Origin of the sequence: Actinomycetospora sp. NBC_00405, from assembly GCF_036044095.1 — a bacterium.
Taxonomy (GTDB): Bacteria; Actinomycetota; Actinomycetes; order Mycobacteriales; family Pseudonocardiaceae; genus Actinomycetospora; species Actinomycetospora callitridis.
Window position 1 is genome coordinate 3,522,497 of the sequence record NZ_CP107938.1, and the last position, 20,561, is coordinate 3,543,057.

At 72.7% G+C, this 20,561-nt stretch carries 21 protein-coding genes and 1 pseudogene; 14 read left to right on the forward strand and 8 right to left on the reverse strand.

What is annotated here, in order from left to right; all coding sequences use genetic code 11:
- The first annotated feature begins 1 nt into the window (after position 1).
- From OG774_RS17355 to OG774_RS17385, 7 genes are all read left to right on the forward strand, one after another.
- Positions 2-952 carry a LysR family transcriptional regulator gene (locus tag OG774_RS17355; RefSeq protein ID WP_328302668.1) on the forward strand — a complete coding sequence of 317 codons (951 nt, stop codon included), beginning with the start codon at positions 2-4 and terminating at the stop codon, positions 950-952.
- 13 nt (positions 953-965) lie between these two features.
- Entirely contained in the window at positions 966-2,066 is a 1,101-nt protein-coding gene (locus tag OG774_RS17360) for a mandelate racemase/muconate lactonizing enzyme family protein (protein WP_328302670.1), read from the forward strand.
- Between the two features lie 73 nt (positions 2,067-2,139).
- Positions 2,140-2,421 carry a muconolactone Delta-isomerase gene (gene catC / locus OG774_RS17365; RefSeq protein WP_328302672.1) on the forward strand — a complete coding sequence of 94 codons (282 nt, stop codon included), beginning with the start codon at positions 2,140-2,142 and terminating at the stop codon, positions 2,419-2,421.
- 52 nt (positions 2,422-2,473) lie between these two features.
- The gene (gene pcaD / locus OG774_RS17370) at positions 2,474-3,238 is read left to right on the forward strand and encodes a 3-oxoadipate enol-lactonase (protein WP_328302674.1); all 765 of its coding nucleotides are present in this window, start codon (positions 2,474-2,476) and stop codon (positions 3,236-3,238) included.
- Positions 3,235-4,041: a CoA transferase subunit A gene (locus tag OG774_RS17375; RefSeq protein ID WP_328302676.1), complete on the forward strand. Its 807-nt coding sequence runs from the start codon at positions 3,235-3,237 to the stop codon at positions 4,039-4,041. The genes pcaD and OG774_RS17375 overlap by 4 nt, the downstream gene beginning before the upstream one ends.
- The gene (locus tag OG774_RS17380) at positions 4,041-4,703 is read left to right on the forward strand and encodes a CoA transferase subunit B (RefSeq protein ID WP_328302678.1); all 663 of its coding nucleotides are present in this window, start codon (positions 4,041-4,043) and stop codon (positions 4,701-4,703) included. Before OG774_RS17375 ends, OG774_RS17380 begins: the two co-directional genes overlap by 1 nt.
- 167 nt (positions 4,704-4,870) lie before the next feature.
- On the forward strand, positions 4,871-5,296 hold the full coding sequence (locus OG774_RS17385) for a hypothetical protein (RefSeq protein ID WP_328302680.1): 426 nt from the start codon (positions 4,871-4,873) through the stop codon (positions 5,294-5,296).
- Here the strand turns inward: OG774_RS17385 and OG774_RS17390 are convergent.
- Positions 5,293-7,284, reverse strand: a complete 1,992-nt coding sequence (locus tag OG774_RS17390) for an acetoacetate--CoA ligase (RefSeq protein ID WP_328302682.1) — start codon at positions 7,282-7,284, stop codon at positions 5,293-5,295. The genes OG774_RS17385 and OG774_RS17390 overlap by 4 nt on opposite strands.
- A gap of 16 nt (positions 7,285-7,300) precedes the next feature.
- A complete protein-coding gene (locus OG774_RS17395; RefSeq protein WP_328302684.1) occupies positions 7,301-7,948 on the reverse strand; it encodes a class I SAM-dependent DNA methyltransferase in 648 nt (215 codons plus the stop codon).
- Positions 7,949-8,132: 184 nt separating this feature from the next.
- Here OG774_RS17395 and OG774_RS17400 point away from each other — a divergent pair.
- From OG774_RS17400 to OG774_RS17410, 3 genes and pseudogenes are all read left to right on the forward strand, one after another.
- Positions 8,133-9,236 (forward strand): annotated as a pseudogene (locus tag OG774_RS17400) (MFS transporter); the annotation flags it as partial.
- 75 nt (positions 9,237-9,311) lie between these two features.
- Complete coding sequence (locus OG774_RS17405) at positions 9,312-9,740, forward strand: CBS domain-containing protein (RefSeq protein WP_328302686.1); 429 nt, start codon at positions 9,312-9,314, stop codon at positions 9,738-9,740.
- A gap of 72 nt (positions 9,741-9,812) precedes the next feature.
- A complete protein-coding gene (locus tag OG774_RS17410; RefSeq protein WP_442873885.1) occupies positions 9,813-10,781 on the forward strand; it encodes an aldo/keto reductase in 969 nt (322 codons plus the stop codon).
- A 144-nt stretch (positions 10,782-10,925) separates the two neighbouring features.
- Here the strand turns inward: OG774_RS17410 and OG774_RS17415 are convergent, their stop codons facing one another.
- The 5 genes from OG774_RS17415 to OG774_RS17435 all read right to left on the reverse strand — a co-directional run bounded on the left by OG774_RS17415 (position 10,926) and on the right by OG774_RS17435 (position 16,647).
- On the reverse strand, positions 10,926-12,092 hold the full coding sequence (locus OG774_RS17415; protein WP_328302689.1) for a macrolide family glycosyltransferase: 1,167 nt from the start codon (positions 12,090-12,092) through the stop codon (positions 10,926-10,928).
- A 230-nt stretch (positions 12,093-12,322) separates the two neighbouring features.
- A complete protein-coding gene (locus tag OG774_RS17420; protein ID WP_328302691.1) occupies positions 12,323-13,414 on the reverse strand; it encodes an ABC transporter ATP-binding protein in 1,092 nt (363 codons plus the stop codon).
- Positions 13,415-13,439: 25 nt separating this feature from the next.
- Positions 13,440-14,327, reverse strand: a complete 888-nt coding sequence (locus OG774_RS17425; protein WP_328302693.1) for a carbohydrate ABC transporter permease — start codon at positions 14,325-14,327, stop codon at positions 13,440-13,442.
- Positions 14,327-15,271, reverse strand: coding sequence for a carbohydrate ABC transporter permease (locus OG774_RS17430; RefSeq protein WP_442873886.1), 945 nt, complete (start codon positions 15,269-15,271; stop codon positions 14,327-14,329). The genes OG774_RS17425 and OG774_RS17430 overlap by 1 nt, the downstream gene beginning before the upstream one ends.
- A complete protein-coding gene (locus OG774_RS17435; protein WP_328302695.1) occupies positions 15,268-16,647 on the reverse strand; it encodes an ABC transporter substrate-binding protein in 1,380 nt (459 codons plus the stop codon). Before OG774_RS17435 ends, OG774_RS17430 begins: the two co-directional genes overlap by 4 nt.
- A 232-nt stretch (positions 16,648-16,879) precedes the next feature.
- On the opposite strand from OG774_RS17435, the gene OG774_RS17440 reads away from it, so the two are divergent.
- Entirely contained in the window at positions 16,880-17,884 is a 1,005-nt protein-coding gene (locus OG774_RS17440; protein ID WP_328302697.1) for a LacI family DNA-binding transcriptional regulator, read from the forward strand.
- Here OG774_RS17440 and OG774_RS17445 read toward each other — a convergent pair.
- Complete coding sequence (locus tag OG774_RS17445) at positions 17,877-18,185, reverse strand: hypothetical protein (RefSeq protein WP_328302699.1); 309 nt, start codon at positions 18,183-18,185, stop codon at positions 17,877-17,879. The genes OG774_RS17440 and OG774_RS17445 overlap by 8 nt on opposite strands.
- A 33-nt stretch (positions 18,186-18,218) precedes the next feature.
- Here OG774_RS17445 and OG774_RS17450 point away from each other — a divergent pair, with 33 nt between their 5' ends.
- The 3 genes from OG774_RS17450 to OG774_RS17460 all read left to right on the forward strand — a co-directional run bounded on the left by OG774_RS17450 (position 18,219) and on the right by OG774_RS17460 (position 20,516).
- Complete coding sequence (locus tag OG774_RS17450) at positions 18,219-18,404, forward strand: hypothetical protein (protein ID WP_328302701.1); 186 nt, start codon at positions 18,219-18,221, stop codon at positions 18,402-18,404.
- A 73-nt stretch (positions 18,405-18,477) separates the two neighbouring features.
- Entirely contained in the window at positions 18,478-19,875 is a 1,398-nt protein-coding gene (xylB, locus tag OG774_RS17455; RefSeq protein WP_328302703.1) for a xylulokinase, read from the forward strand.
- 161 nt (positions 19,876-20,036) lie between these two features.
- The gene (locus OG774_RS17460) at positions 20,037-20,516 is read left to right on the forward strand and encodes an Hsp20/alpha crystallin family protein (protein ID WP_328302705.1); all 480 of its coding nucleotides are present in this window, start codon (positions 20,037-20,039) and stop codon (positions 20,514-20,516) included.
- The last annotated feature ends 45 nt before the right edge of the window (positions 20,517-20,561 follow it).

The following is a 20,561-nucleotide window of genomic DNA, read 5'->3' on the forward strand; positions in this document are numbered from 1 at the left end:
GATGGAGACGCGCCAGCTGCGCTACTTCGTCGCGGTCGCCGAGACCCGCCACTTCGGGCGGGCGGCCGAGGCGCTGCGCATCGCCCAGTCGCCGCTGTCCCAGGCGATCCGGCAGCTGGAGTCGCAGCTCGGCGCGCCGCTGTTCGAGCGCACGACCCGGCGGGTGGACCTCACCGCCGCCGGCGAGGCCCTGCTGCCCGAGGCGGTGCGCATCCTCGCCTCGGTCGACGCGGCCCGCGACCAGGTGGGCCGCGTCGCGGCGGGTGCCCTCGGGCGGCTGCGGGTCGGGGCGACGGGCCTCGCGACGTACCGGCACGTCCCCGACCTGGTCCGGCAGCTGACCGCCGAGCTGCCCGGGCTCGCGCTGACGTTCACCACCGACATGCTCACCCCGGGCCTGGAGACGGCCCTGGCGGAGCACCGCATCGACCTCGCGGTCCTGCGCCCGCCGGTGTCCGACCCCGGGCTCGACCACCACCTGCTCGCTCGCGAGCACCTGGTGCTGGCCGTCCCGTCGGGCCACCGCCTCGCGGGCAGCGAGGGACGCCCTGCCTGCGTGGGGAGCAGCGAGGGACGCCCTCGCTCCCGGCACCCCGTGCTGCTCGCCGACCTGGCCGACGACGACTTCGTCGTCTACGCGCCGCCCGGTTCCGTGGTCGGCGAGGCGGCGGCGCGGGCGTGCCGGGCCGCGGGGTTCACGCCCCGGCGCACCCACGAGGCCGACCAGACCTCGATCGTGCTCGCGCTCGTCGCGGCCGGCGTGGGCGTGGCCCTGCTCCCGTCGTCGGTGCTCGCCGTCGCCGTCGAGGGCGTGCGGTACGTCGAGCTCGAGGACCCCGACCCCGTGACCACCGACGTCGCCCTCGCCTGGCGCCGCGACGACCCGCAGCCCGCCCTCGCCCGGGCCCTCGCCGTCCTGTGCGGCACCGGCCTCCGACAGGAGACAGCGTGAGGTTCCACGCCACATGAAGATCAGCACCGTCGAGGCGATCCCCCTCGCCATCCCCTACCGGCGTCCCTTCGCCTTCGCCAGCGGCAAGGTCACCGCCGCCGACCACGTCCTCGTGCGGATCACCACCGACGACGGGCTCGTCGGACACGGCGAGGCGCCGCCGCGCCCCTACACCTACGGCGAGACCGCGGCGTCGATCGTCGCCGCGGTGCGCGAGCTGTTCACGCCCGTGCTCGTCGGCGCCGACCCGTTCGCCCGCGAGCGCCTCCGCGCCGACCTGGCCCGCACCGTCGCCAACAACGCCGCCCGCGGCGCGATCGACGTCGCGCTCTGGGACCTCGTCGGCCAGGCCTGCGGCCAGCCCGTGCACGTGCTGCTCGGGCACGCCGCCGACGACGTCCGCGTCGCGCACATGATCGGTCTCGGGACGCCGGCGGAGATGGTCGCCGACGCCGTCGAGATGAGCGACGAGTACGGCGTCGACGCGTTCAAGGTCAAGGTCGGCCGGGACCTCGGCCACGACCTCGCCGCGGTGCGGGAGCTGCGCCGCGAGCTCGGCGACGCGGTCGAGCTCTACGCCGACGCGAACCGGGGCTGGGACGCCGACACCGCGATCGTCGCCGCCCGCCGGCTCACCGACTTCCACGTGACCATGCTCGAGGAGCCCAACCCCGCCGACGACGTCCTCGGGCGTCGCCGAATCGTGCGCGAGAGCCCGATCCCGATCGTCGGCGACGAGTCGACGATCACCCTGGGCAGCGTCGCCCGCTCGCTTCTCGACGGCGACTCCCAGTCCATCAGCGTCAAGGTCGCGCGCACCGGGTTCACCGACTCCGCCAAGATCGTGGGCCTGTGCGAGGGCCTCGGCGTCACCACGATGATCGGCAACCAGATCGACGGCATGCTCGGCAGCGTCGCCTCCACCGCGCTCGGCTGCGGCTTGCGGGCCCTCGCCCGCCACCCCGTCGAGGTCACGAACCACCTGCTGATGACCGACGACGTCCTCGCCGAGCCCCCGGTGATCGCCGACGGCCGCGCGTCGGCCCGCCAGGCGCCCGGGCTGGGCGTCACCATCGACCCCGACAAGCTCGCCCACTACCGCGTCGATACGTGAGCCCGGATGTCAGCGGCGGCACGTCGCTGACATCCAGTGTCCGCAACGCCACGCACACGGAACGGGAGTACACGTGCAGTTCCTCGTCCGCATGGAGGTCCGCCTCCCCCACGACATGCCCGCCGAGGTCGCCGACGACCTCCGCGCCCGGGAGAAGGCCCGCGCCCACGAGATCCAGCGCTCCGGCAAGTGGCCCGAGCTGTGGCGGGTGGTCGGGCGCTACGCGAACGTCAGCCGCTTCGACGTCGACTCGGGCGACGAGCTCCACCAGCTGCTCTCGAGCCTGCCGCTCTTCCCGTACATGGACGTCGAGGTGACGGCGCTGACCGTCCACCCGTCGAAGCTGGAGTCCTGATGAGCGGAAGCGGGCGGTTCACCGACCACGGCCACCGGGCACGGTGGGGGACGTGAAGCTGCACCACGTCCTCGAGGGTCCCGACGACGGTCCGCCGCTGGTCCTGCTCTGCTCGCTCGGCAGCACGGCCGAGATGTGGGCACCCCAGCGCCGCGAGCTCGCCGACGAGTACCGGGTGATCACGCTCGACACCCGCGGCCACGGCGGCTCGCCGGTGCCCGACGGCCCCTACCGCGTCGAGGACCTCGCGAGCGACGTCCTCGAGACCCTCGACGACCTGGGCGTCGACCGTGCCGCGTTCGCCGGCGTCTCCCTGGGCGGGGCGATCGCCCAGTGGATCGGGCGCTACGCCCCGGACCGCGCGAGCACCCTCGCCTTGCTCTGCACGTCCGCCCGGTTCGGCGACCCCGACCCCTGGGTCGAGCGTGCCGCCACGGTGCGCGACGGCGGGACGCAGGCCGTCGCCGACGCCGTCGTCGCGCGCTGGTTCACCGACGACTTCGCGCAGGAGCAGCCCGACACCGTCGCCCGCATGCGCGACCTCATCGCGTCCACCCCGGCCGAGGGCTACGCCGGGTGCTGCGAGGCGATCTCCGTGTGGGACGTCGTCGACGAGCTCGGCGCCATCGCGGTCCCGACGCTCGTGATCAGCGGCGTCGACGACCCGGCGACACCGCCGGAGCACCAGCAGCTGCTCGCCGACGGCATCCCCGGCGCGCGCCTCGAGTCCGTCACCGGCGCGGCGCACCTGGCGTCGTTCCAGCGCCCCGAGATCGTGACGCCGCTGCTGCGCGAGCACGCGAAGGGAGCACGATGACGATCGACAAGACGGTGGCCTCGGCCGACCAGGCCGTCGCCGACGTGCACGACGGCGCCTCGCTGGCGGTCGGCGGGTTCGGCCTGTCCGGGGTGCCGATCGTGCTCATCGACGCGCTGTCGCGGACCTCGGTGAGCGAGCTGCACGTCGCGTCGAACAACTGCGGCACCGACGGCTGGGGCCTGGGCATCCTGCTCGAGCAGCACCGGATCGCGCGGGTCGTGGCGTCCTACATCGGCGAGAACAAGGAGTTCGGCCGCCAGTACCTGGCCGGCGAGCTGGAGGTCGAGCTGACCCCGCAGGGCACGCTGGCCGAACGCCTGCGCGCCGCAGGCTCGGGTGTGCCGGCGTTCTACACGCCGGCCGGGGTCGGCACCTGGGTCGCCGACGGGGCGATGCCCTGGCGCTACGCCGCCGACGGGTCGGTGGCGGTGTCGTCGCCGCCCAAGGAGGTGCGGGAGTTCGAGGTGCGCCAGGACGACGGGACGAGTCAGCGGACCCCCTTCGTCCTCGAGCGCTCGCTGGTCTGCGACTTCGGTCTGGTGCGCGCGGCGAAGGGCGACCGGCACGGCAACCTCGTGTTCCACCGCTCCGCGCGCAACTTCAACCCGCTCGCGGCGATGGCCGGGCGGACGACGATCGCCGAGGTCGAAGAGCTCGTCGAGCCCGGCGAGATCGACCCCGACGACGTCCACGTGCCCGGCATCTTCGTCCACCGCGTCGTCGAGCTGACCGCCGAGCAGGTCGCCAACAAGCACATCGAGAAGCGCACGCTGCGTTCGACTTCCGGGAAGGAGTCCTGATGGCCCTGACCCGCGAGCAGATGGCCGCCCGCGCGGCGCGCGAGCTCACCCACGGCGCCTACGTCAACCTCGGCATCGGGCTGCCCACCCTCATCCCGAACTACATGCCCGACGACGTCGACGTCTTCCTGCACTCGGAGAACGGGCTGCTCGGCGTGGGCCCGTACCCCACCGAGGACGAGGTCGACCCCGACCTCATCAACGCGGGCAAGGAGACGGTCACCGTCAGCCCCGGCGGCTCGTTCTTCGACTCCGCGCTGTCGTTCGGGATGATCCGCGGCGGCAAGGTCGACATCGCGGTCCTCGGGGCCATGCAGATCGCGGTCAACGGCGACATCGCCAACTGGGCCGTGCCCGGCGCGATGGTCAAGGGCATGGGCGGCGCGATGGACCTCGTCCACGGCGCCCGCCGCGTGCTCGTGGTGATGGAGCACGTGACCAAGAAGGGCGCGCCCAAGCTCGTCGAGACCTGCGCGCTGCCCCTGACCGGCCGCGGCGTCGTCTCCCGCGTCATCACCGACCTCGCCGTCGTCGACATCACGCCGCACGGCTTCGTCCTGCGCGAGCTCGCCCCCGGCGTCAGCACCGACGAGGTCCGCGAGCAGACGGGCGCGCCGCTGGCCGACGCCGACGACGTCGCGGAGATGCCCGTTCCGGCCTAGCTGTGGACAGGCAGTTGATTTCGATCAGGCGTACGGGGGAGAGTCGCGCCCAACCCTGTCGCCCGGACCCCGCGACGGCCCGCAGTACCTGCTGCACACGTCTCGACGAGGGTGCCGATGACGCCACCACGTCCCCGATCCCGTCCCACCACCGAGCGGGTGGTCCCGTGATCACTCATCGCGACCTGGCGATGATCCCGCGGGACGCCGCCTTCACGCTGGTCGACCCGCTGCGGCCCGCTCGGACCGTCGAGACCGCCCTGCTGGACGCCGCGGGGGTCATCGTCTGGGTCGACGACGCGTGGCGTGAGTTCTGCCTGGCCAACGGCGGGGACCCGGCCCGCGCCGGGATCGGGCGCTCCTACCTGGCGCTGTGCGACGACGCGGCGCCCACCGACCAGCACAGCGCCATCGTGGCGTCGGCGATCCGGACCGCGCTGCTCGGCGACCTCCCTGCACCGGCCCACGTCGAGGTGCCGTGCCACGCGCCCACCCGCTCGCGGTTCTTCGACGTCCTGGTCTCGTCGCGCCGGGACGACCGTGGCGCCGTGCTCGGCGCCACGGTCACCCTCTCGGAGACCCTCCCCGCCTAGTCCCGCGCCCGCGCCACCACGTCCTCCAGCGCCTCGGGGTTGCGCAGGGCGTCCTTGCTGACGGCCTTCTCGGGGGCGGTGCCGGCGAGGATGCGCTTCACCGGCACCTCGGACTTCTTGCCGTTGAGCGTGCGCGGGATGTCGTCGACCACCAGGAAGCGGTCGGGGACGTGACGCGGCGAGAGCTGGCTGCGCAGGGCCTTCTTGAGCTGCGGCGCGACGTCGTCGAACGCCACGCCCTCGCCGAGCACCAGGAAGCACAGCAGCTCGCCGCCCCCGCGGGCGCCCTCGACGCCGGAGGTGTCGATGACCAGCGAGTCGACCACCTCGTCGAAGGACTCGACGACCTCGTAGAACTCCGCGGTGCCCATCCGGACGCCGCCCCGGTTGAGCGTCGAGTCGCTGCGCCCGCGGATGACGAGGGAGCCCCGCGGCGTGATCTGGACCCAGTCACCGTGGCGCCAGATGCCGGGGAAGTCCTCGAAGTACGACTCCCGCATCCGGCTGCCGTCGGGGTCGTTCCACAGCATCACCGGCATCGACGGCATGGGCCGGGTGATGACGAGCTCGCCGACCTCGTCGATCACCGGGTTGCCCTGTGGGTCGAAGGACTCGACGGCCGCACCGAGTGACCGGCAGGAGATCTCGCCACGCCACACCGGGACGGTCGGGGCGACGCCGACGAACGCCGCGCAGACGTCGGTGCCGCCGGAGACCGACGCGATCTGGATCTTCTCGCCCACCGCGTCCTGCAGCCAGTCGAAGCCCTCCGGCGACAGCGGCGAGCCCGTGGAGCCGATCGAGCGGATCGCGAAGAGGTCGAACGCATCGCGCGGGCGCAGGCCGGCCTTGAGGCACGACTGCACGAACGACGCCGACGTCCCGAAGAGCGTGACGCCCTCGTCGGCGGCCATCCGCCAGAGCACGTCGAGGTCCGGGTGGCCCGGGCTGCCGTCGAAGGCGATCACCGTCGCGCCGACCAGCAGCCCGGAGATGAGCAGGTTCCACATCATCCAGCCGGTGGTGGTGAACCAGAAGAACCGGTCACCGGGCCCGAGGTCGTGCTGCAGGGCCAGCGACGCGAGGTGCTGGACGACGATCCCGCCGTGCGAGTGCACGATCCCCTTCGGCAGCCCCGTGGTGCCCGACGAGTAGAGGATCCACAGCGGGTGGTCGAACGGCACGGCGTCGAACGCGAGCCCGGCGTCGGCGTGGTCGGTGAACGACGCCCAGCCGACGACGTCGTCGTGCTCGGCCCACGCCCCCTCGGCGATGTAGTCGATCCCGACCGTGGCGCGCAGCGTCGGGAGCTGCCCGCGCAGCTCGGCGACCGTCGGGCGGATGTCGTAGGACTTGCCGTTGTAGAGGTAGCCGTCGACGACGACCAGCACGGACGGCTCGATCTGGGCGAAGCGGTCCACCACGGCGCGGGCGCCGAAGTCCGGGGAGCACGACGACCACGTCGCGCCCAGCGAGGCGGCGCCGAGGAAGGCGACGAGGGTCTCGACGCAGTTCGGGGCGAGGGCCACGACCCGGTCGCCGCTCCCGACCCCGAGCGCCTCGAGCCCGGCCCGGGCGCGGGCGACGTCGGCCCGCAGCTCGCCGTAGGTGCGCTGCTCGCGCCGGCCGTCCTCGCGGACCGCGACGATCGCGAGGTCGTCGTCGGCGCCGCCCTCGGCGGGGTGCAGCGCGTGCTCGGCGTAGTTGAGGGTGCTGCCCGGGAACCAGCTCGCCCCGGGCATGTCCTCGGAGGCGAGGACCTCGCTCGGGGCCTCGTGGAACCGCACGCCGAGGTGGTCGACGATCGTGCCCCAGAACGCGCGGAGGTCGGTGGTGGACCACCGCCACAGGTCCTCGTAGCCCTCGACGGTGACCCCGTGCTGCTGCGCGGCGCGCTCCGCGAACGCGGTGATCCGCGCGTTCCGTACCGTCTCCTCGTCCGGCTGCCAGAGGATCTCGGGTTCCGTGCTGTCGGAGGGGGCGCTCATGGCCACCGTTCTATCCTCAGCGCGCGGTGAGCACCAGCATCCGGGCCTCGACACCGACCCCGGAGCGGTAGGGCGTCACGTCGGCCGACACCAGCTCCGCGACGCCCGCGTCGACGAGCCGGTCGGTCTCCGCGCGGTAGCCGCCGGACTCCCAGACGTCGTCGAGCACCGTGGCGACGACCGACCCACCCGGACGGGTCAGACGGACGAACTCGGCGAGGGCCTCGGGACCGACGTGGCCGTGGGTGAGGGTGCCGACGCAGACGACGGCGTCGTAGGCGTCGGCGGGGGTGGGCAGCGGGCGGGTGAGGTCGGCGGGCTCGAGGGAGCGGTAGGCGCCGGTGGCCCGGGCCCGCTCGAGCATCCCCGGCGAGACGTCCACGCCGTCGATGACGTCGATGCCCCGCTGCGCGAGCGCCGCCCCGACCAGACCCGTCCCGCACCCGGCGTCGAGGACGGTGACGCCCGTGCCGGCGACGCGGACCAGCGTCTCGGCGGCGAGCTCCGGCGCGACGTAGCCCTGGGTGTCGTCGGCGAGGTCGGCGTCGTACTCCGCGGCCCACTCGTCGTAGAACTCCCGGGCGTCGTCCGGCCCGCGCAGCCCGTAGGCGCGCTCGAGGTACGGGTTACCGCCGGTCGGCGTCGTGGGCTCGTCGGACGTCATGCGGGCCAGTCTTCTACGTGAGCGAAATTCCCGGCTATAGCCGTGAATTCCACTCACGTACGGAGCTAGGGTCCTGCCCATGCAGAACCGCTTCCGCCGACGCTGACACCCGGCCCCGCCTCCGTCGCGGGTCCCCCGCGGGTTCGGCGCACGGGTCGTCGCCGTCGAGGCGCTCGGCCAGTTCGTACCGCTCTACCCGCTCTACGCGCTGCTCTTCGCCGACCACGGTCTCTCCGACGCCGCGATCTCGGCGCTGTTCGCGCTCTGGTCGGTGACGACGCTGGTCCTCGAGGTGCCCTCGGGCGCCTGGGCCGACGTGACCTCCCGGCGCCGGATGCTCGCCGCGTCCAACGCCCTCGCCGCGGTGGCGTTCGCCCTGTGGGTGCTGTTCCCGGGCACGTGGGTGTTCGCGCTGGGCTTCGTGCTCTGGGGCGTCGGCACCGCGCTGGGCTCCGGGACGCTCGAGGCGCTGACCTACGACGCGCTCGCCGGCTGGAACGCCACCGACCGCTACGCCACGCTCATGGGTCGCGCGCGCTCGGGCTACCTCGCCAGCACCCTCGTCGCCACGGCACTCGCCGCGCCGCTGGTGGAGATCGGCGGCTACGTCCTGCCCGGTCTCGTCGGGGCCGCCGCCGGGCTGGGCGCCGGCCTCCTGGCGCTCACCCTGCCCGAGGAGCCGCGGGCACCGAGCGAACGGACGACGTCGCGCGACGCCCTCGCCGAGTGGTGGACGACGCTGCGCGACGGCCTCGCCGACGTGTCCCGGACGGCGCTCCTGCGGCGCGCGGTGCTCGTCACCACGCTGCTCACCGGGTTCATGGCGTTCGACGAGTACCTGCCCCTGCTCGCCGCCGACCGGGGCGCCTCGCCGGCGACGACCGCGCTCGCCCTCGTCGGGGTCGGCGTCGCGGAGACGCTCTGCGTCGCGCTCGCCGGCCGGGTCGCCCGCGCCCGCGGGCCGGTGCTCGGCGGGCTGCTGGCCGTCGCTGCGGTGACGGTCGGGGCGGGCGCGCTGCTGCCGCTCGGGCCCGGGTTCGCGGCGATCGCGCTCGGGTGGGGCGTGCTGCAGATGCTGCTGGTCGTCGTCGAGACCCGGGTGCAGGACGAGGTGACGGGCGACGCCCGCGCCACGGTCACCTCGGTCGCCGGGCTGGGATCGGAGGGGGTCGCGCTCGGGGTGCTCGCGATCGTCGGCACCGGGTCGGTCTGGGTCGGCCTGCCCGTGCTCGTGGCCGCGCTCGTGGCGCCGTTGCTGGGAGTGGCCGTGCTCCTGGCCCGGTCGTGACCGTCCGGGTCTGGCCGAACCCGGACGGTTCCTGCCATTCTCGGACCCGTCGCGAACCCGACGAAGGGACCGGCCATGCGCATCGCGGACCTCATCGCGCGCAAGGGATCAGCCGTGCTCACCGTGCCGCCCGACGCCCCGGTGTCGAACCTCCTGGAGGTGCTCGCCGAGCGCAACGTCGGCGCGGCGGTCGTCTGCGAGGGCGACCGACTGGCCGGGATCGTGTCCGAACGCGACGTGGTGCGTCACCTGCACCACCGGGGTGCGAGCCTCCTCGAGGCGCCGGTCTCCGAGATCATGACGACGGTCGTGGCGACCTGCCGGCTCGAGGACGACGTCCAGACCCTGAGCCGCACCATGACCGAGCGGCGGATCCGTCACATCCCGGTGGTCGACGACCAGGAGAGACTGACAGGGATCGTCAGCATCGGTGACGTCGTGAAGACCCGGATCGACCAGCTCGAGGAGCACCGCGACCAGCTCGAGGCCTACATCTCGGGGTGACGCACACCCCCCGCCCGTCGGGTTCGTCCGTCGTTCAACCGCTCCGGGAGGCGGGTACGCGACAGGATGCAGATGACGAGACTGGGCAAGACCGAGCTGCAGGTGTCGCGGATCGCGTTCGGCACCTGGCAGGTCTCGGGCGAGTGGGGTTCCTACGACGCCGACCAGGCGCAGCGCGCCATCCGCCACGCCCTCGACCTGGGGGTGAACTTCTTCGACACCGCCCAGGCCTACGGGTTCGGCGAGTCCGAGGAGGTCCTGGCCAACGCGCTGCGCGGTGAGCTGGACCGCGCTCGGGACTCGGTGGTGATCGCGACCAAGGGCGGCATCAACCCGGGCACCGACCGGCCGCGGGACTCGCGCCGCGAGTGGCTGCGCTCGGGCGTCGAGTCCTCCCTGAAGGCGATGAAGATCGACCACATCGACCTCTACCAGGTGCACTGGCCCGACGAGCAGACGCCGTTCGAGGACACCGCCGGGTACCTGCAGGAGCTGGTCGACGAGGGCAAGATCCGGCACGTCGGCGTGTCGAACTACGACGCCGACCAGATGGCCGCGTTCGACCGTCGCCGCCCGGTGGAGACCCTGCAGCCGCCGTACCACCTGTTCCGCCGCCACATCGAGGACGGCGTGCTCCCGTACGTGCGCGAGCACGACATCGGCACGCTCGTGTACTCGCCGCTGGGCTCGGGCCTGCTGACCGGTTCCATGGACGAGAACACGACGTTCGAGGACTCCGACTGGCGCGCGCAGGCCTCGGCGTTCCAGGGCGAGAAGTTCCGGCAGAACCTCGAGGTCATCGATCGGCTGAAGTCGTTCGCCGCCGACAAGGGCGTCGAGGTCTCGCAGCTGGCGATCGCCTGGGTGCTCGCCCAGGACGGGATCGACGTCGCCATCGTCGGTGCGCGGTCGGAGAAGAACATCGAGCGCTCGCTGGCCGCCGTCGACGTGGCGCTGTCGGCCGACGACCTCGCCGAGATCGAGAAGATCACCGCTGACGGCGTGCAGGTCACCGGCGCCGCGCCCGAGGGCGTCTCCTGACCGGAGCTTGATGTCAGCGGAGTGCCGTCGCAGACACTGGACGTCCGTATTCTTCCGTCGATCACCGCGCCGTCCTCGCCGGCCGGTGATCGACGTACCGATACGGACACTGGATGTCCGTGACGGCACTCCGCTGACACCGCATTACCGCGCGAGCTCCGCCTCCACGACGTCAGCGGCGGCCGGGGCCCCGCCGCCGCGGCGGATCACGTTGCGCTGTTCGGCCAAGCGCGCGGCCACGTCGGACGACGACGTCAGCTCCAGCAGGGCCTCCCGGAGCCGGTCGGCGGTGACCTCCTCCGACGGGATCGCGCGCGCCACCCCGAGCGCCTCGAGCATCGCGGCGTTGCCGAACTGGTCGACCGCACGCGGCACCGCGATCATCGGCACGCCCTGGAAGAGCCCCTCGGCGCACCCGCCCATGCCGGCGTGGGTGACGAACGCGCTCGCGCGCCCGAGCACCCCGAGCTGCGGCACCCACCGGTGCGCGGTGACGTTCGGCGGCAGCTCGCCCAGCGCCTCGAGGTCGAGGTGCGGGCCGACCGCCAGCACCACCTCCCACGGCAGCGGGCCGAACGCCTCGGCGCAGGCCCGGAAGTCGCCGGGGTGGTCGTGGTACGCCGAGCCGAACGAGACGAGGACGAGCGGCCGCGCCGGCTCCGGCCACTCCTCCTGCGCCGCCCGCCGCGCAAGGTCGGGCCCCACGAACGTGTAGATCGTCTCGTCGACGCGGTCGGCGAACGGCTGCAGCGCCCGCGGGATCTCGACGATCGAGCGGCGCGGCCGCCCGACGAGCTGCTCGGGCTCGTCGTCGATCCCGGACTCCGCGAGCCACGCCGAGAACCGCGCGAGGTACGCCCGGTACCCCGGCGTCTGCCGGAACGCGAGGTCGTCGGCGAGGTCGGACTCGTACCCGTCCCACGCGACCATCGCCGGCGAGAGCTGCACCGCGGGGATGGCCCAGCGCCGGGCGAGCACGATCGCGGGGTAGCCGCCGATGTCGTAGAGCGCGACGTCCGGGACGTCGTCACCCAGCGCCGTCTCGATCTGTGGCAACGTGTGCACCGCTTCGTCGAGGAACAGTGCGGTGCCGTCGACGGGGTCGGTCGGCCACTGCTCGCCGGCGTTCTGGTCGGGCAGCACGGACGTGTGGACCAGCGGCGTCGCGCCCGTGGCCGCCACCATCTCGGCGAAGGGCGCGGAGATCGCGTAGGTGACCCGGTGACCGCGCGTGACGAGCTCGGCGACGACGGGCAGGTGCGGATGGGTGTGGCCGTGCGCGCCGGCGCCGACCATCAGGACATGAGCCATGGGGACTCCCAGGAGCAGGGATGGACGAGGGCAGGGGTGAGTCCCGCCGGACCGGGCCGGCGGCGACGTCACGGCCTCGTCAGCCGTAGAGCTGCTGCTGGATCACGGCGCGCACGGTAGGGCGTTCAGCCCACAGGACGCGACCGATTTCCCGGCGAGCGACCTCGAGTGCGTGGCCCTACGGACACTCAGTGTCTGCGGCGCCACGCCGCTGACACTCCTGCAGCCCCTCAGTCCAGGCGCTCGCCGCTCTCGACGTCGAAGACGTGCAGCGCCTCGGCGGTCGGGCGCACCGCGATCGGGTCGCCGAAGCGGACCTTCACGCGGCCCGGACCGCGGACCACGATCGTGGTGGCGGTGTCCTCGGCGAGGTGGGCGTAGAGGTAGGACTCGCTGCCGAGCTCCTCGACGACGTCGACGACGGCCTTGACCACCGAGCCCGCGTCCGCGTCGGTGCTCTCCAGCACCCAGTCCTCGGGCCGGATGCCGACGGTGAGCTTGTCCCGGGAGCCGGCGGCGTCCGTGACCTCGCGGGTCAGCGGGATCTCGATGCCGCCGAGGCTGACCCCGCTCGACGAGCGCGGCAGCTCGAGCAGGTTCATCGCCGGGGAGCCGATGAACCCCGCGACGAAGGCGTTGGCCGGACGGTCGTAGAGCTCCGGGGGCGTCGCGTACTGCTGCAGCTTGCCGTCGGCAAGGACGGCGACCTTGTCGCCCATCGTCATCGCCTCGACCTGGTCGTGGGTGACGTAGACCGTCGACACCGCCAGGCGGTTCTGCATCTCGGCGATCTGCGCGCGGGTCTGCACGCGCATCTTCGCGTCGAGGTTGGACAGCGGCTCGTCCATGAGGAAGACCTGGGGCTCGCGGACGATCGCCCGGCCCATCGCGACGCGCTGGCGCTGGCCGCCGGAGAGCGCCTTCGGCTTGCGGTCGAGGTAGTCGGTGAGCCCGAGCATCTCGGCGGCCTGGCGCACACGCTGACCCCGCTCCTCCTTCTCCATCCCGCGCATCTTCAGCGGGAAGGCCATGTTCTCCGCGACCGTCTTCGACGGGTAGAGCGCGTAGTTCTGGAACACCATCGCGATGTCCCGGTCCTTCGGCTGGACGTCGACGACGTCGCGCCCGTTGATGCGCACCGAGCCCGCGTCGATCGGCTCGAGCCCCGCCAGCATCCGCAGCGCCGTCGACTTCCCCGAGCCCGAGGGCCCCACGAGGACGACGAGATCGCCGTCGGCGACGGTCAGGCTGAGCCTGTCGACCGCCGGCTTCGCGCCCGGGGTGTAGATGCGTGAGGCCTCGTCGAACACCACTTCGGCCATGTCTGAAGACTCCCCTACTCGACCGCTACTTGACCGCGCCGAACGACAGGCCCTGCACCAGCTTGTTCTGCGCCACCCAGCCCGCGAGGACGACGGGCAGCGCCGCGATGGTCGCCGCCGCGGAGAGCTGGGCCCAGTAGAGGCCCTCCGAGGTGATGAACCCGACCAGGAAGACCGGCACCGTGCCGGCGTTGGCGGCGGTGAGGTTCACCGCGAAGAAGAACTCGTTCCACGCGAAGATCACGCAGATCAGCGCGGTGGCGAAGATGCCGGGCGAGATGATCGGCAGGACGATCTCGCGCAGCGTCCGCCACAGCGGCGCGCCGTCGATGCTGGCCTGCTCGAGGAGCTCGCCGGGGACCTCGAGGAAGAACGACCGCATCATCCAGACCGCGATCGGCAGGTTCATCCCCGTGTAGAGGATGATCAGCGTCCAGATGTTGTCCAGCATGCCGATCTGGTTGACCACGACGTAGATCGGCACGATGGCCGCGACCACCGGCAGCATCTTCGTCGAGATGAAGAAGAACAGGACGTCGGACGTCTTCTTCACCGGGCGCAGCGACAGCGCGAACGCGGCCGGGACGCCGAGCAGCAGCACGAAGACCGTGGACAGCACGGTGGCCGCCACGGAGTTCGCGATGTACGGCCCGAGGCCCGAGGAGAACACGCCCTCGTACTGCTCCAGGGTCGGCTGGAAGAAGAGCTTCGGCGTGGGCGTGTAGGCGTCCGCCTCCGTCTTGAAGGACGTCAGCACCATCCAGAAGACCGGGAAGAAGAACGCGATGCCGACGATCCAGGCGATGACGCCGAACCAGACGTTGGCCGCGCTCCGGCGCTGCTTGCGCGGGGTCTGGCCCTCGTCCGTCGTCGACGCGCGCTCGTCGGTGGGAGTGTCCGTCGTGATCGCCATCAGGTCAGCTCCTCCTCGCCACTGAAGCTCCGGAACAGCAGGCGCAGCGCGAAGCTCGCCGCGATCAGCGTGATGATCACGACGACGACGCCCATTGCGGCCGACTGGCCGATGTCGAAGCCGAGGAACGCGCGCTGGTAGATGTAGAACGGCAGGTTCGCGCTGGCGACGCCCGGGCCGCCCTGCGTCATCATGTAGACGGTGTCGAAGGTGTTGACCAGGTAGATCGTCCCGAGCACCACGCCGAGCTCGATGAAGCGGCGCAGGTGCGGCAGCGTCAGCTCACGGAACACCGACCACGCGCTCGCGCCGTCCACCCGCGCGGCCTCGAGCTGGTCGGACGGCTGGCTCTGCAGGCCCGCGAGCAGCAGCAGCATCATGAACGGCGTCCACTGCCACACCAGGGCGGCCATCACCGAGGCCAGCGGGAACTGGCTGATCCACTCGGTGCCCGAGGCCCCGAACGGCGAGAGCACGAAGTTGACGAGGCCGAGCGTCGGGTCGAGCAGCACCGTGCGCCACAGCAGCGCCGCCGCCACCGGGGTGATGAGGAACGGCGTGATCAGCAGCGTGCGCACCACGCCGCGCCCGACGAACTGCCTGTTGAGCAGCAGCGCCAGCAGGAGGCCCAGCACCACCGCGATGAGCACCGAGCCCAGCGTCATGACCACGGTGTTGAGCGCGACCTGGCGGAACTGGCTGTCGGTGAAGACGTCGACGTAGTTCGCGAACCACACGAACTCCTGCGACCCCGGCCGGACGAGGTTCCAGGACTGCAGCGAGTAGAACAGCGTCAGGATGAACGGGATCTGCGTGACGATGATCGTGAAGACCAGCGCGGGCAGCAGCGGCGCGCGCCGCCGCCACCCCTCGGCGCGGTCGATCATCGCGGCGCCGCCGACGTTGGCCGGGGGTGCGGAACGTTCTTCCACTGTGGCGGTCATCGCTGGTAGCTCTCCCCCACCGTCTCCGCGTAGTTCTGGGACTGTTCGAGCGCCTCGTCCACGGTGATCTGACCGGCGATGGCCGCGCTGACCTGCTGGCTCACCCGGGTGCCGAGGTCCTGGAACTCGGGGATGCGGACGAACTGCACGCCCTGGTAGGGCACCGGCTGCACGGTCGGCTGCTGCGGGTTCGCCCGCTGCAGGCCCTGCAGGATCAGTGGCCCGTAGGCGCCCGACACCTGCTGGTACTGGGGGATGTCGTACGTCGACTGACGGGAGCCCGGCGGCACCGAGGTCCACCCGATCTCGGGGTCGTTGCCGGCGCGCTCGATGTACTGCTTGTTCGTCATCCAGGACATGAACTTCCACGCCGCGTCCTTGCGCGGGGAGGTCTCCGGGATGGCGAGGGACCAGGAGTACAGCCAGCCCGACGACGGCGTGGCGACGACGGGGGCGGGCGCGTACCCGATCTGCCCGGCGACGGTCGACTCCGCGGGGTCCTCGACGGTGCCGGCGGCCGACGTCGCGTCGTACCACATGGCGACCTGGCCCTGGCCGAACTGCGTCGCGCACTCGGAGAACCCGGCCTGCGACGCGCCCGGCTCGCCGTGCTGGCGGACGAGGTCGACGTAGAACTGCACGGCTTGGCGTACCTCCGGGGAGGTCAGCTGCGCCCGCCACTGCGGGTCGAACCAGCGGCCGCCGAAGGTGTTGATGACGGTGTCGAGCGGGGCCATGACCTCGCCCCAGCCCGGCTTGCCGCGCAGGCAGATACCGCGTCGCTGGCCCTCGCCCTGGTCGAGCCGGGCGGCGAACTCGGCGACCTGCGGCCACGTCGGCTGCGCGGGCATCTGGATGCCGGCCTGCTGGAACAGGTCCTTGCGGTACATGAGGAAGGACGACTCGCCGTAGAACGGCACGGAGTACATCGATCCCTGGAAGGACAGCGAGTCGCGCACCGTCGGGACGAAGTCGGCGGCGTCGTAGCCGGGCGTGGCGTCGATGTAGGGCTGGAGGTTGGTCAGCCAGCCGTTCTGCGCCCACTGCGGGGTCTCGTAGTTCGAGATCATCACGATGTCGAACTCGCCGCCGCCGGTGGCGACCGACGCGGTGATCTTGGCGCGGGCCTCGTTCTCGGAGAGCGAGACGAAGCGCAGCCGGATCCCGGGGTTCTCCGCCTCGAACTGCGGCGAGAGTGAGATCGCGTCCTCCATCTGGGGGTTGGACACGATCGCGACGGTGACGGTCTCGACGCCCTCCTCGGCGCCGAGCGCGCCCGCGCCCGAGCATCCGGCGACCAGCGCCAGACTCGCGAGCAGCGCCCCGAGCACCGCCGGGCCCCTCCGGAGTCCCCGTCCTCGCGCCGCGCCGCGCATCCGCCGCCTCCCGCCCCGTCGCCGACCCCTGCCGCCGGGGTCCGTGACGTGGGCCACTGGCGGTCTGGTGACCGTAAAGGCACCCTCCGTCAGTAGCAAGCGCTTAACAGCGTCAGATTCGGTCCGGATCCGTGTCGAGTTCACACAGGAGCGACGACGGGTCGTTCGGGGTACAACTCTCCGATGAACGGACGGCCCCTCGCGAGCGCGGGCCGGAGGACGGGAGCCGGGCATGGCCACGATGGCGGATGTCGCGCGCATGGCGGGTGTCTCCACCGCGACCGTCTCCCACGTACTCAACGGGACGCGGCCGGTCCGCGCCTCGACCCGTGAGCAGGTGCTCTCCGCGGTGGCGGCGACGCACTACACGCCGAACACGGTCGCGCGGTCCCTCGCGACGGCGCGCACCACGACGATGGGCCTGGTGCTCTCGGCGATCTCCAACCCGTACTTCGGCGAGCTGCTCAGCGCGGCCGAGTCGGCGGCCGCCGCGGCGGGCTACACGCTGCTGCTGGTCGACCCCCACGAGGACCCGGACTACGAGCTGACCGTCGTCACGCGCCTGCACCACCACCGCGTCGACGGCGTGGTCCTCGCCCCGAGCGCACGCCCGGACGACACCCTCGCCTACCTCGCCCGCCACCAGGTGCCGACGGTGCTGCTCGACCGGCTCATCGACGCCGGGCACGACCAGGTGGGTCCGGAGAACCGGGCGTCCACCGCGGGGCTCACCGGCCACCTCGCCGACCACGGGCACACCCGGATCGGGCTGGTGGCCGGCCTGGAGGGGCTGTCGACCACCACCGAGCGGCGCGAGGGCTACCGCGACGCGCTGCGCTCGCGCGGCCTGCCCGTCGACCCCGAGCTAGAGGTCGGCGGCGCCTCCGAGACGGTCGCCGCGCGCCGGGCGACACACCGCCTGGTCGCGCTCGACGACCGGCCGACCGCGATCGTCGCGGGCAACAACAGCATGACCATCGGGGTGATGCAGGCCCTGCGCGACGCCGGCCTCGAGGTACCCCGTGACGTCGCCGTCGCCGCGTTCGACGACTTCGCGTGGGCCGACCTCTTCGCGCCCCGGCTGACCGTCGCCGCCCAGCCCTTCGACGAGATCGCGACCACCGCGGTGCGGCTGCTCCTCGACCGGATCGCCACGCCGGACGCCCCGCCGACCACGCGCCGCCTGCTGCCCCGGCTGGTCGTCCGGGAGTCCTGCGGGTGTCCGGGCTCTACCTAGCGGCCTCGGCCAGGGCGGCGAGGTTGTCCAGGGACCGGGTCAGGTGGTCCTCGCCGAAGGGCGGGAACGCGATGTGCTCGCGCAGGAACGCCGGCACGGTCGACCAGTCGTAGGTCAGCGTCGCCCGGCAGGCCGCCGCGCCCTCCTCGGCGAGGTCGTAGCGCCACGACCAGCCGCCGTAGCCGATCTCGCCGTCCGGCCCGTACTGGCCGGGCTGCCAGGCGATGCTCCGCGGCGGGTCGAGCACCTCGACGCGGTTGTGCATGCGGTAGTCGCCGTCGGGGTGGTTGGCGTGGTACATCCCATGCCGAAGATCTGCCCGACCTCGGTGAGGGTGGCGGGTTCCAGCGGCTCGCGCACCCAGCCGGTGCCGTCGATCGCGGCGTGGTGGGCCGGGTCGGCGAGCACCCCGAACACCGTCGCGACCGGCGCGTCGATCGTCCTCGACACCGCCAGGACCTCGGTCGTCGTCTCCGTGCTCATCGTCGGCACTCCTTCGTCGTGGGGTTCAGTCCTGTGACCGTACCGAGAAGTTGTAGAGCGATACAAGCAGCGGCGGCGCGGGTGGCGCTCGGCATGGGGATACTGCGGCCATGGCGGGTTCAGCGCGGTACGTCGCCGGGGTCGATTCCTCCACCCAGGCCACCAAGGTCCTCGTCGTCGATCCGGAGGACGGGCGGGTGGTGCGGGAGGCCCGGCGTCCGCACCCGGACGGCACGGAGGTCGATCCCCGGGCGTGGTGGGACGCGCTGGCGGGTGCACTCGGCGAGGTCGGCACCAGCGACGTCGCGGCGATCGGGGTCGCGGGCCAGCAGCACGGGATGGTGCTGCTCGACGAGCACGGCGAGCCGGTGCGCGACGCGCTGCTGTGGAACGACACCCGGTCCGCCCCGGACGCCACGGCGCTGATCGAGGAGCTCGGCGGGGCCGCCGCGTGGGCCGAGGCGGTGGGCACCGTCCCGGTCGCGAGCATCACCGCCACCAAGCTGCGCTGGACCTCCCGCGCCGAGCCGGACGTCGCCGCCCGCGCGCGCCGGATCCTGCTGCCCCACGACTGGCTGACCTGGCGGCTGCGCGGCTCCCCCGCCGACGCGACCACCGATCGCGGCGACGCCTCGGGCACCGGCTACTGGTCGACGGTCACCGGCGAGTACCGCCCCGACCTGCTCGAGATGGCGTTCGGACGCGCGCTCGAGGTGCCGCGGGTCGCGGAGCCGGGCGAGGTCGTCGGGCACACGCCGGACGGGCTCGCCGTGTCGGCGGGCACCGGGGACAACGCGGGCGCGGCGCTGGCCATCGGCCCGGCCGAGGGCGAGGTGGTGATCTCGATCGGCACCTCGGGCGCGGTGTTCACGGGCCACGACCGGCCGAGCACCGACGCCTCGGGGCTCGTCGCCGGGTTCGCCGACGCCCGCGGCGGCTACCTGCCGCTGCTCGCGACCCTCAACGCCGCCCGCGTGCTCGGGGTCGGCGCGGCGCTGCTGGGCGTGGACCCGGACGAGTTCGACGCGTTGGCGCGTGCCGCCTCGCCGGGCGCGGACGGCCTGGTCCTGCTGCCCTACCTCGACGGCGAGCGCACCCCCGACCGGCCCGACGCCCGGGGTCGCTACGTCGGGCTGACGACGGCCAACGGCACCCGAGAGAACCTCGCCCGCGCCACCGTCGAGGGGATGCTGTGCGGGCTGGCCGACTGCGTCGACGCGCTGATCGACCAGGGGGTGCCGGCGCGGCGGGCCCTGCTGATCGGCGGCGGCTCGCGCTCCGGGGCCGTGGCGGACCTCGCCCCCGAGGTGCTCGGCCTGCCCGTCGAGGTGCTCTCGCCGCAGGAGTACGTGGCCCTCGGGGCCGCCCGCCAGGCCGCGTGGGCCCTGCACGGCGAGGAGCCGGGCTGGACCGTGGCCCGCGAGACCAGCCGCGACGTCACCGACGCCTCGATCTCCGAGCAGGTCCGCGCCCGCTACGCCGACGTCCGCGACGGCCGGGCGCCGTAGGGGCGGGTGCACGCGTTGCGCGCAAGCCCTGCGTCCTCGCTGGCACTCAACGCCAGGGAATCCGCATCCTCGAGCCCGGGAATTGAGCGTGGTCGGCTCATGTTGAATGAGTCGAGGGTCCGCAAGGTCGGGCCGCCTTCACCCACCGAGGAGGAACCACCATGAGCACGCTGATCCCCTGGGGCCCGCGCTTCGTCGACCCGTTCGCCGTCGCCCCGGCCCTGTTCCGCCGCCCCACCCCGAGCCGCGGGACGCCCTGGTACGCCCCGACCACCGACGTGGTGCGCGAGGGTGACGACGCCGTCGTCCGCCTCGAGCTCCCGGGCGTGGACGTGGCGAAGGACGTCACCGTCGAGGTCGACGGCGACCGCCTGTCCGTCCGCGGCGAGCGTCGCGACGAGCAGGCCGGCGAGGGCTACCGCCAGAGCCGCTACGGCTCGTTCCGTCGCAGCTTCACGCTGCCCGGGCACGTCGACGCCGACGCGGTCTCCGCGTCGTACGACGCCGGCGTCCTGACGGTGCGCGTCACCGGCGCCCATGCCGAGGCCACCGAGCCCGGCGCCCGCCGCATCGCCATCGACGGCGTCCCGGCGGCGGAGGAGGCGGAATCCACCGAGACCCCGGAGGCCCCGGCCGCCTGACGCGCGCCTCCTGACGCAGCGAACGTGCTGTTCGCTGCTTCTAAG

Coding starts and splice junctions, on each gene's coding strand:
- OG774_RS17355 (WP_328302668.1), top strand. CDS start 2: ATGGAGACGCGCCAGCTGCGCTACTTCGTCGCGGTCGCCGAGACCCGC.
- OG774_RS17360 (WP_328302670.1), top strand. CDS start 966: ATGAAGATCAGCACCGTCGAGGCGATCCCCCTCGCCATCCCCTACCGG.
- OG774_RS17375 (WP_328302676.1), top strand. CDS start 3,235: ATGACGATCGACAAGACGGTGGCCTCGGCCGACCAGGCCGTCGCCGAC.
- OG774_RS17380 (WP_328302678.1), top strand. CDS start 4,041: ATGGCCCTGACCCGCGAGCAGATGGCCGCCCGCGCGGCGCGCGAGCTC.
- OG774_RS17390 (WP_328302682.1), bottom strand. CDS start 7,284: ATGAGCGCCCCCTCCGACAGCACGGAACCCGAGATCCTCTGGCAGCCG.
- OG774_RS17395 (WP_328302684.1), bottom strand. CDS start 7,948: ATGACGTCCGACGAGCCCACGACGCCGACCGGCGGTAACCCGTACCTC.
- OG774_RS17405 (WP_328302686.1), top strand. CDS start 9,312: ATGCGCATCGCGGACCTCATCGCGCGCAAGGGATCAGCCGTGCTCACC.
- OG774_RS17410 (WP_442873885.1), top strand. CDS start 9,813: ATGACGAGACTGGGCAAGACCGAGCTGCAGGTGTCGCGGATCGCGTTC.
- OG774_RS17415 (WP_328302689.1), bottom strand. CDS start 12,092: ATGGCTCATGTCCTGATGGTCGGCGCCGGCGCGCACGGCCACACCCAT.
- OG774_RS17420 (WP_328302691.1), bottom strand. CDS start 13,414: ATGGCCGAAGTGGTGTTCGACGAGGCCTCACGCATCTACACCCCGGGC.
- OG774_RS17425 (WP_328302693.1), bottom strand. CDS start 14,327: ATGGCGATCACGACGGACACTCCCACCGACGAGCGCGCGTCGACGACG.
- OG774_RS17430 (WP_442873886.1), bottom strand. CDS start 15,271: ATGACCGCCACAGTGGAAGAACGTTCCGCACCCCCGGCCAACGTCGGC.
- OG774_RS17435 (WP_328302695.1), bottom strand. CDS start 16,647: ATGCGCGGCGCGGCGCGAGGACGGGGACTCCGGAGGGGCCCGGCGGTG.
- OG774_RS17440 (WP_328302697.1), top strand. CDS start 16,880: ATGGCCACGATGGCGGATGTCGCGCGCATGGCGGGTGTCTCCACCGCG.
- OG774_RS17445 (WP_328302699.1), bottom strand. CDS start 18,185: ATGTACCACGCCAACCACCCCGACGGCGACTACCGCATGCACAACCGC.
- xylB (WP_328302703.1), top strand. CDS start 18,478: ATGGCGGGTTCAGCGCGGTACGTCGCCGGGGTCGATTCCTCCACCCAG.
- OG774_RS17460 (WP_328302705.1), top strand. CDS start 20,037: ATGAGCACGCTGATCCCCTGGGGCCCGCGCTTCGTCGACCCGTTCGCC.